Raw genomic sequence first — 15,259 nt, 5'->3', positions numbered from 1 at the left:
GAAAAGAATGGACGACACGATAGGGGACGTGAGCACGTTCCTCTGGTGGCTCGGGTGGCGGTTCGAAATGGGCGTCGCGCTCGCTGTCGTACTCTCGATTCTCTTCGGCGCGACGACCGGAACGGGCATCGGCTACCTCGTCGGACTCACCAGCGGACTCGGCCTCTGGTATCTCGGGACGAAGGAGATAGACCGGTCGTACTGGACCCTGCTCGACCCCTACGCGGAGTACACGAAGCAGGTGCGTCGAACCGTGGCGGGAACGACGCCCCACGAATCGACGTACACGCTGAACTACAGTTCCGGCGCGTCCCTGTTCGTGACGCCCGACGAACGCTACTTCACCACGACCGTCTTCGTCGGCGACGAGGCGGTCACGTTCCACGAGGGCGTCGGCGTCGATATGGTGGCACGAGTTCCGTATTCGAAGGACGAAGCGACCGAGATACGCTACGAGTGGCTCTCTTCGATACAGTACGAGAAACCGTACGTGCGCCTCGAACTGACGAGCGGAGAATCGATTCGATACTACGCGAACGACCGTCCCGACGAGTTGCTGGCCGAGGTGGGTGAGCACATCGAACGCCGTTCACGGGACATCGCGGAAGAAACGGCTGCCACGGGGGAGACGACCGACGCGGGAAAAATGGCCGAACGAGTTCAGCGCGAATTCAACTGACCAGCGCCGCGTCCAGCACTTCGAGCGGGTGGCGGATATCGTAGCCCGTCCCGTGATTCATCTGCATCGCGCAGGTCGGACACTCGGTCATGCCCGTCTCGCCCTCCGTGTCCTCCATGTGTTCGAACATCTCCTCGCCGATTTTCATCGACGTGTCGTACTTCTCCTCCTTCCAGCCGTAGGTGCCGCTGATGCCGGAACAGGAGTCGCCGACGTCCACCGGGTCGGTGCCGTCGAGCGCCGACAGCAGTTCGACGGCCTGCCCGTCGAGTCCCTGATTTCTGGCGTGGCAGGGCGCGTGGTAGGCGAGCGAGCCGAACTCGGATTCCGGGACGGAGGCGTCCGCGAGCGCGCCGTCCAAGTCCTCGTTGATGCGGAGGAATTCGAGGGCCTCGTAGGTGTTCGCGGCGACCTTCGCGGTGCCGTCGAACGAGTAGAGTTCGGGGTACTCCTGCCGGAGCGCCATCGAACAGGAGGTACACGAGCAGATGACGTCGTACCCTTGTTCGACCAGCGCGGCGAACGTCTCGATGTTGAACTTCGCGGCGCGCTTCGCATCGTCCAGCATGCCGTTGGCGAACATCGGCGTCCCCGAACAGCGCTGTTCGGGCACGACGACTTCGTAGCCGAACTCCTCGTACACGCGGACCATCGACTTTGCGACCTCTGGCGTATTGAAGTTCGAGTAGTCGCCGTGGAAGTAGGCGACGCGCTTGTCGTCCGACTCTTCTTCGCCCCGGTTGCGCTCCGCTCGCTTTTTCGAGGCGGCGTTGCCGCCTCGCTCCTCCCACCAGTCGGTGAACGTCTGCTCGGCGAAGGCGGGGAACTCGCGTTCTCCCGCGATGCCGAGGAGTTTCTCGTAGACCGTCTTCGTCACCGAGAGACCCATCACGAAGTTGGCGAGGCGGGGGAACTTCGCGCCGAGCGGCGCGAGTCGGCCGTAGTTCGCCAGAATTCGGTTGCGGATGTACTCCCGCGAGAACTTCGACATCTCTTCTTCCACGTACTCCCCGCGAGCCGTGTTGTGCATCCCGGAGAGCGGCACGTCGGAGGGACAGACGCTATCACAGCGCATGCAGTTCGAACACGACATGATGGAGTCGTCGATGTCCTGGTCCTCCTTGCGCTTGAGTCGCCACTGCTCGGGACCTTGGAACTTCGGTCCGGGGAAGTCGTCGTCCACTTCGGCGACGGGACACTCCGTGTCGCACGTCGAGCATTTATAGCAGTCGTCGGACCCCGGTCTGAGGTCGAGCGGTTCGCCTGTAAACACGTCTCGGAGTTCTGCCGCGTCTCGTCGGTCTGCTTGCTTCTCACTCATGGATTCACATTCACCTGTTCGCTCGCAATCCGTCCCGCCACGACGCCGGTCGAGAGCGAGACGCCGCTACCTGACTTCTCCGCCGCGAAATCGTAGCCGCCGAGAACGCCACCGGCGGCGCGAAGGTTGTCGAATTCCGGTTCGCCGTCCGCGTCGAGCACCCGCAGTTCGTCGTCGGTTTCCACCCCGAATCGGGCGAAGGAGTGCTCGCCGAACGCCTCGGGGTCCGACCAGTCGTACCGGTCCTCGGGCGCGGGGACGTGACAGTCGAAAATTGGCTCGGACACGCGCTCGCGCGTCGAATCGATTCCCTTGCCGACCAAGCCGCCCGTCGCCAGCACGAACTGGTCGCCGTAAAACGGGATTTCCGCGCCGTTTCGCTCCACGACGACGGCTTCGAGTTCGTCGCCCCCTTCGAAATCCACGACGGGATTCCCGGACGTGGTTCGCACGCCTTCGTCTTTGAGGGCGTCGTGGAACGCGGTTTCGAGGCGCATGCCGGGAAGGCTCGGCGGACCCATCGGCACCTCGAACACGTCCGCCCCCAGTTCGGCTTCCAGTGACGCTATCACCTCGCCGGGTCGTTCCTCGCCGAGCATCGCGGGGAACCCGACGCGTTCCGCGTCGCCGAGGTGGGGTTTAACCCGTTCGGCGAGTGCGGTTCGGGCGGGCAGGGACGTCGAAATCCCGTTTCGCGTCCGTTCGATTCGCTCGTTTTCGTCCAGCGCGTGAGCGAGTCGGGTGATTCGGGCGTCGGTCCGAAAGTCGCCGAGGAACGCGACGGTGACGCCGCGCGCGTCGAACGGCACGTCCGCCGACAGTCGCTCGGCCGCCAACGGCGCGTCGAAATCGACCACCGTCTCGAAGCCGACCAACAGGGAGTCCCGGTCGTCGCTCGCCAGTCCGCTGGCGCTGGTTTTGGGATACCGCGCCGTCGGTTTGATTCGCCCGCCGAACGTCGGCACGAGGGCGTTCCTGTCGGTGTGGCCGCCCGCGTAGTCGGTCACGGAATCGAGGAGGTCGAGACCGTCTCGGATTCCCTCCTCGCCGACGGTTCGGTAGGGGTGCTCTTCGGGAAGCCCGGAGATGGCCTCGAACGGGTCCGCCACCAGTCCGTCGGCGTACCCCAGCACGTCGATGAGACCGCTCGCGTGCCGGAGGGTACTCTCCTTGTGCGAGAGGAGTCTGACCTGCGCGCCCTCGCGGGCGGCGGAAAGCGCGGTCGCCATCCCGGCGATGCCGCCGCCGACGACCACAACGTCGTCCTCAATCGCCACGGTTACCCCCGTCGAACGCCGCGAAATCGATGTTTTCGGTGTCCCCGTCGCGGTTCATGGTGGTCGCGTGAAGCGCGTAGTTCAGCGCGGCCTGCGAGAGCTGTTCGCCCCAGAGACCGTGCCGTTCGCCCTTCCAGCGCTCCTGAAACAGTTCGTCCAGCGCGTCGCGGGCGGTTGGTTCGTCGTACTCCGGGTGGAGTTCGCTCGCCATGCGCTGACAGCAGATGCCGCCCTGACAGTTGCCCATCGAGGCACGGGTGCGGATGCGAACCGAGTTCAAATCGGTTCCCGCACCCTCTATCGCGTCCTGAATCTCCGCGCGGGTGACGGCCTCGCACTCGCAGATGACGGGGTTCGGGTCGGTGCTCGTGAGCACGCCTTCGGCCCGACTGCCGAGTCGCTGGACGCTCCGCCGTCCGATGGGGGACCGAAGCCCGAATTCCTCCATGTAGTCGTGCAGGAGGGTAAAATCGTGGCTTCCGGGGAGCGGTTCGTCTGCGGTGTGGCAGGTCGCCCTGACGCCGAGTTTGTCGCACACGTGGTCCGAAATCTGCTCGGCCATCATCCGGTACGTGGTGAACTTGCCGCCGACGATGCTCGCCATGCCGCCGAGGTCGTCGCGCTCCTCGTGGTCCAGCAGGAAGAAGTCGCGGGTGATGTCCGTCGGGTCGGTCGTCCCCGTCCCCGGCGGTTCGTAGAGCGGCCGGACGCCCCAGAACGAGCGAATCGTTCGGGAGTCCCGAAGGATGGGGACGAGGTTCGACAACTCGTCTATCATCATATCGACTTCCCAGCCTTCCTCGGGGTAGTTCTCCGGGTCGTCTACCTCCTCGTCCGTGGTCCCGAGAATCGCCGTCGTCTCGTGGGGAACGATGATGTCGGCGTCGCCTTTCGGACGGCAGTGGTTGATGACGGTATCCACCTGTCGGCAGTTCATCACCACCATCGCACCCTTCGACGGACGGACTTCGACGTCGACGCCCGCCATGTCGCCGAGTTGTCCGGCCCACGCGCCCGTCGCGTTGACGACGTATTCGGCGCGAATCTCCTCGGTCGTTCCGGGTTTCGCGTGGTCCCGCTTGCCCGGCCCGCTCGCGTGGCGCACTTCGACGCCGGTCACGTCGCTTCCCTCGACCAGCACGTCCGTCACTTCAGCGTGCGTCTCGATTCGCGCCCCGTGCATCTCGGCGTCGGCCGCGTTGGCGACGCAAAGCCGGAACGGGTCGATGGCCCCGTCGGGGACAGAAATGGCGCGCTTTACGTCCTCGGTGAGGTAGGGTTCCTGTTCGCGGGCCTCCCGCGCGGTCAACTCCTCGGCCGGGATGCCACAGTCCCGACAGCCCTCTAACTTCTCCTCGAAGTAGTCGTCGGAATCGCCCTCCAACTGGACGAACTGCCCGCCGGTCATCTCGACGCAGTGACTGGCGATGTCCCGAAGGACGCGATTCTCCTCGATACACTCCTCGGCGCTGGCTTGGTCGGAGACGGCGTATCGGCCGCCGCTGTGGAGCAGGCCGTGCATTCGGCCCGTCGTCCCGTGGGTGAGATTTCCCTTCTCGACCAACGTCACGTCGAGTCCCCGCATTGCGAGGTCCCGGGCGATGCCCGTGCCCGTCGAACCACCCCCGACGACGAGCACATCGGCGTCAGTTGCCATGGATGTGGGTTAGTTGGAACGCACTTTAGTTTACCGCCAAGGAGGGTAGTATAGATAAAATACGGAACGGCCGTTGACAGCGGGGATAGTGGCCGGATACGCACGAAGCGGTCCGGTCGAAGCCCCCCAACGCTACAGCGGAGAGACAACTGTTATCTATATCCGACCGGTTAGACCGCGATAATGGACATTGGTGAGCGCATCGAGCGACGACGGGCGACACCGCCCGCCGCCAACCTCGTCGTCGAGTGGAGTGCACTCAGTCCGGTGACACACGTCTCGAATCCGGTCGGACGCGGTTCGACCTTGGAGCGATTGCTCGACGCGCTCGACCCCCTCTTCTCCGGGCATCTTCCGCCGAACGTTCATCTCTACGGCCCGCCCGGAGCCGGAAAATCCGCGCTCGTCTCCGCGCTGTTCAGTCAACTCGCAACGCAACTGTCCCCCGAACGCGGGACGATACTGACAACCACGCGGGCCGTCGACGAAGACGGCTTCGACTTCGTGTACATCGACGCACGGACGGCGAGTACGGCGTTCCGACTGTATCGCACCGTTCTCGACTCGCTCACCGACGACCACGTGCCCGAGCGTGGCGTCGGCACCGGCGTCCTGCAACGGAAGTTGGCGACGGCCGTGAGTCGTTCGAACAAGGTCGTCGTCGCGGTGGACCACGTGGGCGAGGACGAAACGCTCGCCGCCGAAGAGGTGACCGCGCTGTTCGAGGACATGAGCGGGTCGCTCTCCGTGCTCACCGTCGGGAGAACCCGCGGCAGGGAAGAACACGCGCTCGAAATACCGGCCTACAGCACGCACGAACTCACCGACGTCGTTACGGAGCGTGCGTCGCGCGGATTGCGACAGGGCATCCTCGACCACGCGCGAGTGAAGACCATCGCGGAGTGGGCCGAGGGCGACGCCCACGACGCCCTCGCGGCGCTGTTCGGCGCGGTGACGCTCGCGGTCGATGCCGACGCCGACAGGATTCTGGACGAGTATCTGGAGGCGGCGATGGACGCGGTTCCGCGCGACGGGGTTTCGCTCGGTATCGTCCTTTCCCTCCCCGAGAACCGTCGTCGCGTCCTCGCCGAACTGCTCGAACTCGACACCGACGCGCGAACGTCGGTCGAATCCAGCGCCGCCGCCATCGCCACCGAGACGGACCTCTCCCCCGGCACCGTCACCCGTTACCTCTACGAACTGGCGGAAGCGGGCGTTCTCGAACGGATCACGACCAGAAACGGGCGGCGGAGCGGACGACAACCGAGCAGACTCGAACCACGGTTTCCGACGCTCGTGTTCCGCGCACTCCACGAAGATTGACGAGTTTTAGAGCGTCTCGACGGGAACGTTGGCGAGGATTTCCGCTTTCGACCCCGATGAGTCATCGTTGAAGGGGGAACTTTTATAATGAAAGTGTTTGATGTTTACAGCCAATGGCCCTGAACCAGTAAAAATGGGCGGGCCACACTGAATGGTACCGGTCATTCAGCAGCAATCGCACGGAGGCTACCCCAATGAAAACGAACGAAACCTACGTCGGCTCTATCGACCAAGGAACGACAGGCACTCGATTCATGGTGTTCGACCACGCCGGGACGGTGGTCGCGAACGCCTACGAAAAACACGAACAGATATACCCGGAACCCGGATGGGTGGAACACGACCCGCTCGAAATCTGGGAGAACACGCAGTCGGTCATCGAATCCGCGCTCGCGGAGGCGGGCATCGAAGCCGACCAACTCGCCGCGCTCGGCGTCACCAACCAGCGCGAGACGACCCTGCTGTGGGACGCGGAGACCGGCAAACCGGTCCACAACGCCATCGTCTGGCAGGACCGCCGAACGACCGACCGCATCGAACGACTGGAGGAGGACGGCAAAGCCGACGCGGTTCGAGCCAAGACGGGACTCCAACCGGACGCGTACTTCGCGGCGACGAAAGCCGAATGGCTGCTCGACAACGCCGAACCCATCAAGACCCAGCGCGCTCGCCCGGCGGACTTGCGCGACCGCGCCGAGACCGGCGAAATCCTGTTCGGAACCATCGACTCGTGGTTGATATACAACCTGACGGGCGAGCACATCACGGACGTGACGAACGCCTCGCGGACGATGCTGTTCGACATCCACGAGATGGACTGGGACGGCGGCCTCTGCGAGGAGTTCCGGGTCCCGCGCGAGATGTTGCCCGAGGTCCGTCCGTCGAGCGACGACGAGACCTACGGTTCGACCGACCCGGAGGGCTTTTTGGGTGCCGAAATCCCCGTCGCGGGAGCGCTCGGCGACCAGCAGGCGGCGCTGTTCGGCCAGACCTGCTTCGACGCCGGGGACGCCAAGAACACCTACGGGACGGGCAGTTTCTTCCTCCTCAACACGGGTAACGAGGCCGTCGAGAGCGAACACGGCCTCCTCACGACGGTCGGCTTCCAGCGCTCGGGCGAACCCGTACAGTACGCACTCGAAGGCTCCATCTTCGTCACCGGCGCGGCTATCGAATGGCTCGTGGACATGGACCTCATCGACGACGCGGCGAAGACCGAGAACCTCGCCAGAAGCGTCGATTCGACGGACGGCGTGTACATGGTTCCGGCGTTCACCGGCCTCGGCGCGCCCCACTGGAACCAGCGCGCTCGCGGCACCCTCGTCGGGATGACCCGCGGAACGCGGAAGGAACACGTCGTTCGGGCGACGCTCGAATCCATCGCCTACCAGACCCGCGACGTGGCCGAGGCGATGGAGGCCGACAGCGGCATCGAAGTCGAATCCCTCCGCGTTGACGGCGGCGCGGTGAAGAACAACTTCCTCTGTCAGTTGCAGTCCGACATTCTAGGGACGGACATCGTTCGCCCCGTGGTGGACGAGACGACGGCGCTCGGGTCTGCCTACGCCGCCGGACTCGCCGTCGGGTACTGGGAAACGGTGGACGAACTCCGGAACAACTGGCAGGTTGACCGCGAGTTCGAGGTGAACATGGCGAGCGACGAAGCCGACGAGAAGTACGGCCGCTGGCAGGACGCGGTCGAGCGGTCGCTCGACTGGGCGAGCGAAGGTGGTGCCTGAGATGGCGAACCTCGAATCACTCTGGGCCCTCGAGATGCTCATCGCCGCCTTCGCTGGCGGCGCGTTCGGCGCGGCGGTCGGCGCGCTCCCGGCGTTCATCTTCACCGGCTTCATGGTCATCGCCGGGGAAGCGGCGAACGTCGTTGGACGCTACGTCGCCGCCGCCGGTCCGGGGAAAGCGAGCGAACTCGGCGCGTTGGGAATCACGGGGACCATCGCATTCGGTCCCGTCTTCTCGCCCGCCATCAGTTTCGCGGCTGGTGCGGCCGCGGCCGCCTACGCCGCGAAGCGCGGCTACATGGACACCGGCTTCGACTTCCACGAGGCGAAGAACATCTCGTTCTCGCTGGGGACGAAACCCGACGTGCTCGTGGTCGGCGGCGTCTTCGGTATCTTCGGCTACTGGTTCACCCAGCTGTCCTCGATTTACGGGATGCCCTACGACCCCATCGCGATGGGCGTCGTCCTCTCGGCCGTGCTCCACCGACTCGCGTTCGGCTACAGCATCATCGGCAACGCCAAACAGGGCCTTCTGAACATGTCCCCGTTCGAGTCCGAGGAACGCCGCGTCATCGGCGACGCGGCGACGGCGGACGGCGGGTCCGCGAAAGCCGACGGCGGGACGGCGAGCGGCCGGTTCCTCGTCGAACCGTGGCTTCCCCACCAGTACAAGTGGGTCAACGTGGCGACGCTCGGCATCGTCGTCGGGATACTCGGCGCGTACACGGCCTACGAGACGGGTAGTCCGTTCCTCGCGTTCGGAATCAGCGCGGCCAGCCTCGTCTTCCTGAACTGCGGCGTCGAGAAGATGCCCGTCACCCACCACATGAGTCTGCCCGCGAGCACCGCCGCGCTGGCGCTCGCCCCGGCGAGCATGAACATCTTGACGGCTTCCCCGGCCGCGATTCAGGCCGAGATTCCGCTCCTGACCGCGCTCGCCGTGGGTGCCGTCTTCGGCCTCGTCTGCGCCCTATTCGGCGAGGCGTTCCAGCGCGTGTTCTACTCCCACGCCGACACGCACATGGACCCCCCGGCCGCGTCCATCGTCTTCGGCACGTTCCTCGTCGCGGTGTGCGCCATGCTCGGCGTCTTCCCGCAGAGCGCGTGGGTCCCGGCGCTGTAATCCGGGAGCCCGTTTTTCCGAGTTACCGTTTTCGACACCGATTCTTTTCATCGAATTCCGACGACGAGCGACGCCACCGGAGCGCCTTCGCGTGCGTCCGAGACGGCGAAAGTGCAACGCCGAAACTAAGTGCCGAACCGACGAATCCCCGGCATGGTTCCGCCCCTCGTTCTCGACATCGACGGCACGATGACCCGCCCGGACGACTCCATCGACCCGCGATTCTTCGACCTCCTCCCCCGGTGGGACGCCCCGGTCGTCATCGCCACCGGGAAGGCGTTTCCCTATCCCGTCTCCCTCTGTCACTTCCTGCAGATTCCCGAACTCGTCATCGCCGAGAACGGCGGCATCGTCCTCGTGGACGACGACATCACGCGAAACGGCGACGGCGACGCCGCACGGCGCGTCGCAAACGCGTACGAGGAGGCGGGCTACGAACTCGGGTGGGGGAAAAGCGACCTGACCAACCGCTGGCGCGAGACCGAAATCGCCGTCCGACGCGACCAACCGCTCGGCCCGCTCTCCGAACTCGCCAGCGAGTACGGTCAGGAGGTCGTGGACACGGGGTTCGCCTACCACGTCAAATCCTCGGGCGTCAGCAAAGGCATGGGCATCAAATCCGTCGCCGAACTGCTCGGCCGCGACCCGGAGGAGTTTGTCGCCGTCGGCGATTCGGAAAACGACGTCTCCACCTTCGGCGTCGTCGGCGAGAGCTACGCGGTGGCGAACGCCGACGAGAAGGCCAAACGCGCCGCCGGAACGGTCGTCGAAGAGTCGTACTCGACGGGCACGATTTCGATTCTGGAGGAGATACGCGAGCGGTCCGACGAGTGAGCCGTCGGAATCGGTCGGAACGTCGCCACGGACGAGATAGACAACCTTTTAGGCATGCCTAAACCATTCAGGACAAGAGGCACAATGACCGAAGCCGACATCTGCGTCGTCGTCCCGACGATTCGGGAGTACGAGTGTATGCGGGCGTACTTCGAGAACGCTCGGGAGCACGGCTTCGACCTCGACCGACTGCACGTCGTGCTCGTCACGGAGGATTTCTGTGACACCGACGCGATGGCGGCGATGCTCGATTCGGCGGGCGTCTCCGGCGAGGTCTTCGACGGCGCGCGACGCGAGGCGTGGTTCGAAGCGCACGGAATCACCGAGTTCGGTCACCTGATTCCCGACGCCAGCCACGCCCAGACGAGTTTCGGCCTGCTCTACCTCTGGGCGGGCGAATTCGACTACGGATTTTTCATCGACGACGACACGCTCCCGCACCCCGATGACGACTTCTTCGGTCGGCACCTCCGAAACCTCCGGTTCGACGGCGAAATCGAGGAAATCTCGTCCGACGAGCGATGGGTGAACGTCCTCTATCAGAGCGCCGACGAGCACGGACTGTACCCGCGCGGCTACCCCTATTCCGCGATGGACGAGGAAATCGAGACGACGGAAACCACCGTCTCGAACGTCGTCGCCTCGCAAGGACTCTGGACGAACGTCCCCGACTTGGACGCGGTTCGAATCTTGATGGACGGCGACTTACAGGGACAGGCCCGGACCCGCACGACCGCGGCGGATTTCGAGGATGACTTCGTGGCCGCACCCGGCGACTACCTCACGGTCTGCTCGATGAACCTCGCGTTCCGCCGGGAGGTCGTCCCGGCGTTCTACCAACTGCCCATGGACGACAACCCGTGGGACGTCGGACGGTTCGACGACATCTGGAGCGGCGTCTTCCTCAAACGCGCCTGTGACCTCCTCGGCGCGCGGATATACAACGGCGGCCCGCTCTGTGAGCACAACAAAGCACCGCGCTCGACGTTCGGCGACCTACAGAACGAGGTCGCCGGGTTGGAACTGAACGAACACCTGTGGAAGATAATCGACGACGCCGTGCCCGAAAACTGGGAGACGGGTGACGCGGCGGGACGGTGGAACGACGCGGACGCCTACGCCGCCGTCTTCGAGTCGATGGCCGACGAACTCGTCGCGGGCGACTGGTCCGAATACGAAAACGGCGAGTTTTTAACCTTCGTCGGTAAATACATGCACGATTGGTTGGACTGCCTCGACGCGCTCGAATCCGTCCGGGCGCCCGTCCCGGCGGACGACTGACACGACGTCCCGTTCGTCGGGTCATCCGTCGTTTTTTCCACCCGCGTTCGTCGAGGAACCGCCCCTGAACCGGCAGGTATAAACGTTTTAGGCGAGCCTAATTCTAGTTATGAGCGACAACGGTGCCGATAGTGCCGACCGAAGGGGGGTCGGTCGGCGTTCGGTTCTGGCCTCGACGGCGGCAGCGACCGTTTTCGGACTCGCGGGATGCACGTCGCTGCCGGGGACCGGTGGGAACGGTAACGATACGGCGGACGTGAACGAGAGCGACATCATGGGGTCCGGTCCCCTCGTCGAGGACCGCCCGAAACCCGGTGGCACGTCGATGGACGACATGCCCGACCTCTCGGGGAAACTCACCCTCTACCTCGGCGGCGGCGAGGGCGGACTGTACCAGCGTCTCATCGACTACATCGACGGTCGGTATCCCGACCTCGACATCCTCGTCAAGACGGACAGTTCCGCCTCCCTCGCCAACACCATCATCGAGGAGAACAAGGGAAGCGGAAGCAGGGCCGACCTGTTTCTCTCCATCGACGCCGGGTCCCTCGGCGTCGTCGCCGACAGCGGCGCGACGACCGCCCTCCCCCAGAACGTGCTGACGAAGGTTCCCGAACACTACCGCGGTCCCAAGGACAGTTGGGTCGGCATCGAGGGCCGCGCCCGAACGATTCCGTACAACACGGACAAGTTCTCGAAGTCGGACATCCCTGACAGCATCTTCGCGCTCCCCGACCAACAGCAGTTCAAGAACGTGATGGGCTGGGCACCGAGTTACGGCGCGTTCCAGTCCTTCGTCACCGCCATGCGCGTGCTCGACGGCGAGAAGAAGACGAAAGCGTGGCTGAAGGGGATGCAAAAACAGGGCGTCACGGAGTACAAGGACGAGTTCCTCGTCTCGAACGCCGTCGCCGACGGCGAAATCGGAGCCGGGTTCGCCAACCACTACTACGCGCTCCGCGTGCAGTCCCAACGGCCCGACGCCCCCATCGACCTCGCGTTCACGAAGAACGACGCGGGCGCGCTGGTGAACGTCTCCGGCGCGGAGATAATCCAAGGAACGGATCAAAAGGAACTCGCTGGCAACTTCGCCCTTCACCTGCTCTCCTCGGAGGCGCAGGAGTTCTTCGCCACGGTCACGCTCGGCTATCCCATGATTTCGGGCGTGAAACCGGTCGGCGGACTGCCCCCCATCGAAGAGCTTCAGCCGCCGGAAATAGACCTCTCGAAGCTCTCGAACGTGCAACCGACGCTGAAGCTGATGCGCGAGGTGGGAGTGTTATAATCGATGGCGACGCGCGACCGACTCCGACGACTGGCCGACTCGGGCGGGGACGACGAGTCGACACCGGTCGGATTGACCCTCGTCAGTGGAGCCGTCGCCGCCGCCGTTCTCTTTCCCGTCCTCTGGCTGGTCGTCCGCGTCTTCGGAATGGACGCGAACCGAATCGTCTCGATGCTGACCCGCGGCGCGACGCTGACGGTGCTGGGGAACAGCGTCGCCCTCATCGTCGCCGTCACGGCCGGGTCGATTCTCATCGGCGTCCCGCTCGCCGTGTTGACCGTCCAGACGGACCTGCCGTTCCGGCGGTTCTGGACCGTCGTCGGCGCGCTCCCGCTCGTCGTCCCCAGCTACATCGGCGCGTTCGCGTTCGTCTCGGCGTTCGGACCGCAAGGTGAACTCGCCGACGCCCTCGCGCCGCTCGGCGTCGAGTCGATTCCGTCGATGTACGGCTTCTTCGGGGCTGCGCTCGTCCTGACGCTGTTCACCTATCCCTACGTCTTCCTGACGACGCGGGCCTCGCTGCTCTCGTTCGACGACACGCTGGTCGAGGCGGCCCGCACCCTCAACCACTCGCGGTGGGAGGCGTTCAAGCGCGTCACCATCCCCCAGATTCTTCCCGGTATCGCCGCCGGGTCCCTCCTCGTCGCGCTGTACGCGCTCTCCGACTTCGGAACGCCGACCATCATGCACTTCGAGGTGTTCACCCAGCAGATTTACGTTCAGTACAACGCGTGGGGTCGGGACTTCGCATCGCTGCTCTCGTTGCAACTCGTCGCCGTCACCGTCGTCATCCTCGCGCTGGAATCGCGCATCAACGCCGGAACCAACGGCGGCAGTCGCGGTTCGAACCGCTCGGCGGTCATCGAACTCGGCGCGTGGCGCTACCCGGCGCTGTTGTTCAGCAGCGCCGTCGCGGTCCTCTGTCTGGTCGTCCCGCTGGGCATGCTCGTCTTCTGGATGCTCCGGGCCGACCCGACCTACGGGTCAAGTTCCTTCGCGTTCCACTGGGAGTACGCGTGGAACTCCGTCGGCGTCTCCGGCATGGCCGCCATCTTCGGCGTGCTCGCCGCGATTCCGGTCGCGTACCTCTCGGCCCGCCACCGCTCGACCGTGGCGACCGTCCTCGACCGGGCGACCTACGTCGGCTACGCCGTGCCCGGAATCGTCTTGGGGCTGGCCCTCGTCTCGTTCGGGTCGGCGTACGCACCGGCGCTCTACCAGACGATTCCGCTGCTCGTCTTCGCCTACATCGTCCGGTTCCTGCCCCAAGCGGTCGGCACCGTCCGCTCGTCCGTGTTGCAGGTGAACCCGAAACTGACGGAGGCGGCCCAGACGCTCGGCTACTCGCCCGGCGCGGCGTTCCGCAAGGTGACGCTCCCGCTCATCGCGCCCGGCGTCGCGGCGGGCGCGGCGCTGGTGTTCCTGACGACGATGAAGGAACTCCCGGCGACGCTCCTGCTCCGCCCGCCGGAGTTCGAGACGTTCGTCACCTACATCTGGAAGGTGCAGGGTGCGGGCCACTACGGAAAGGCTGCGATTCCCGCGCTCATACTGGTCGGGATCTCCGGCCTCTCGCTGCTCATCATCATCAAACAGGAGGACTACGATGTCAAATAGCACGCTCCGCTCGCCATCGACCGACGACGAATCGCCCACGACGACCGACGAAACCGGCGCGGAACCGGACGCGGTGCTCGAACTCGATACCGTCGTCAAGGAGTACGGCCACGAAACCGCGGTCGAAAGCCTCTCGCTCGACGTTCGTGAGGGCGAACTGCTCACCATGCTCGGCCCGTCCGGGTGTGGCAAGACGACCACGCTCCGGATGATGGCCGGACTCGAACGCCCCGATGACGGCGAGATTCGACTCCGCGGGGAGCGAATCTCCGGCGACGAGTTCGTCGAACCCGAGAACCGCGACGTTGGCATCGTCTTTCAGGACTTCGCCCTCTTTCCCCACCTCACGGTCGCGGAGAACATCGCCTTCGGCCTGACCGAGGCGGACGAAATGGAAACCGAGGAGCGCGTGTCCGAACTGCTCGAACTCGTCGGACTGGAGAGTCACCGCGACCGCACCCCCGACCAGCTTTCGGGCGGGCAACAACAGCGGGTCGCGCTCGCGCGCTCGCTCGCCCCCGAACCGGAAATCCTCCTGCTGGACGAACCGTTCTCGAACCTCGACGTGAAGCTCCGGGTTGAGATGCGCGAGGAGGTCCGCGCCATCCTCAAGGAAGCGGGCGTCACGGCCGTCTCCGTCACCCACGACCAGGAGGAGGCGCTCTCCATCAGCGACCGCGTGGCCGTGATGAACGGCGGGCAGATAGAACAGGTCGGTCGGCCCGAGATGGTCTTCGAACACCCCGAATCGCGGTTCGTCGCCAGCTTCCTCGGACAGGCGGGATTCGTCTCGGGGCGACTGGGCGACGGCCGGGTGGACACGGCGCTCAGGACGTTCGACGCCGACCAACTCGAAGGCCTGACCGAGGAGTACGACGGCGCGGTCGTGGACGTACTCGTCCGTCCCGACGACCTCCGGGCACGGGCGACCGAGGGCGACGCCGCGGACGGCCACATCGTCCACCGCCAGTACACCGGCCCGTCGTTCGTCTACCACGTCGAACTCGGCTCGGGCGAACTCGTCTACTGCCAGCACAACCACGTCAAGGACTTCGAAATCGGGCAACCCGTGGACGTCGAACTGATGGCCGACCACACGCTCGCGTGGTACCCGTCCGAGTGA

Annotated in this window: 12 protein-coding genes; 9 read left to right on the top strand and 3 right to left on the bottom strand. The window is 65.0% G+C overall.

All coding sequences use genetic code 11. The annotated features are described in order from the left end of the window. Positions 1–7 precede the first annotated feature (7 nt). Positions 8–679, top strand: a complete 672-nt coding sequence (locus B208_RS0103000) for a hypothetical protein (RefSeq protein WP_007982909.1) — start codon at positions 8–10, stop codon at positions 677–679. Here B208_RS0103000 and B208_RS0102995 read toward each other — a convergent pair. The 3 genes from B208_RS0102995 to glpA are packed head-to-tail and all read right to left on the bottom strand — an operon-like array spanning position 672 to position 4,934. Then, positions 672–2,000, bottom strand: coding sequence for an anaerobic glycerol-3-phosphate dehydrogenase subunit C (locus B208_RS0102995; RefSeq protein ID WP_007982910.1), 1,329 nt, complete (start codon positions 1,998–2,000; stop codon positions 672–674). The two genes, B208_RS0103000 and B208_RS0102995, sit on opposite strands and share 8 nt — an antisense overlap. Beyond that, positions 1,997–3,277, bottom strand: a complete 1,281-nt coding sequence (glpB, locus tag B208_RS0102990; RefSeq protein ID WP_007982911.1) for a glycerol-3-phosphate dehydrogenase subunit GlpB — start codon at positions 3,275–3,277, stop codon at positions 1,997–1,999. The genes B208_RS0102995 and glpB overlap by 4 nt, the downstream gene beginning before the upstream one ends. Next, complete coding sequence (glpA, locus tag B208_RS0102985) at positions 3,267–4,934, bottom strand: anaerobic glycerol-3-phosphate dehydrogenase subunit GlpA (protein ID WP_007982912.1); 1,668 nt, start codon at positions 4,932–4,934, stop codon at positions 3,267–3,269. Before glpA ends, glpB begins: the two co-directional genes overlap by 11 nt. Positions 4,935–5,117: 183 nt before the next feature. On the opposite strand from glpA, the gene B208_RS0102980 reads away from it, so the two are divergent. From B208_RS0102980 to B208_RS0102945, 8 genes are all read left to right on the top strand, one after another. After that, positions 5,118–6,257, top strand: coding sequence for a Cdc6/Cdc18 family protein (locus B208_RS0102980; protein ID WP_007982914.1), 1,140 nt, complete (start codon positions 5,118–5,120; stop codon positions 6,255–6,257). A 194-nt stretch (positions 6,258–6,451) separates the two neighbouring features. Beyond that, positions 6,452–7,996, top strand: coding sequence for a glycerol kinase GlpK (gene glpK / locus B208_RS0102975; RefSeq protein ID WP_007982916.1), 1,545 nt, complete (start codon positions 6,452–6,454; stop codon positions 7,994–7,996). A gap of 1 nt (position 7,997) precedes the next feature. Then, positions 7,998–9,119, top strand: coding sequence for a hypothetical protein (locus B208_RS0102970; RefSeq protein ID WP_007982919.1), 1,122 nt, complete (start codon positions 7,998–8,000; stop codon positions 9,117–9,119). 153 nt (positions 9,120–9,272) lie between these two features. Beyond that, positions 9,273–9,953, top strand: coding sequence for a phosphoglycolate phosphatase (locus B208_RS0102965; RefSeq protein WP_007982921.1), 681 nt, complete (start codon positions 9,273–9,275; stop codon positions 9,951–9,953). A gap of 84 nt (positions 9,954–10,037) precedes the next feature. Continuing rightward, entirely contained in the window at positions 10,038–11,234 is a 1,197-nt protein-coding gene (locus B208_RS0102960; protein ID WP_007982923.1) for a hypothetical protein, read from the top strand. A gap of 109 nt (positions 11,235–11,343) precedes the next feature. Continuing rightward, on the top strand, positions 11,344–12,519 hold the full coding sequence (locus tag B208_RS0102955; protein WP_007982926.1) for an ABC transporter substrate-binding protein: 1,176 nt from the start codon (positions 11,344–11,346) through the stop codon (positions 12,517–12,519). Between the two features lie 3 nt (positions 12,520–12,522). Next, the gene (locus B208_RS0102950; RefSeq protein ID WP_007982928.1) at positions 12,523–14,136 is read left to right on the top strand and encodes an ABC transporter permease; all 1,614 of its coding nucleotides are present in this window, start codon (positions 12,523–12,525) and stop codon (positions 14,134–14,136) included. Further along, positions 14,126–15,259, top strand: coding sequence for an ABC transporter ATP-binding protein (locus B208_RS0102945; protein ID WP_007982931.1), 1,134 nt, complete (start codon positions 14,126–14,128; stop codon positions 15,257–15,259). Before B208_RS0102950 ends, B208_RS0102945 begins: the two co-directional genes overlap by 11 nt.

Source organism: Haladaptatus paucihalophilus DX253 (assembly GCF_000376445.1).
In the GTDB taxonomy this organism is placed as follows: Archaea; Halobacteriota; Halobacteria; order Halobacteriales; family Haladaptataceae; genus Haladaptatus; species Haladaptatus paucihalophilus.
The sequence above is the reverse complement of the archived record's forward strand: the minus strand, read 5'-3'. Positions and strand labels throughout refer to the sequence as shown.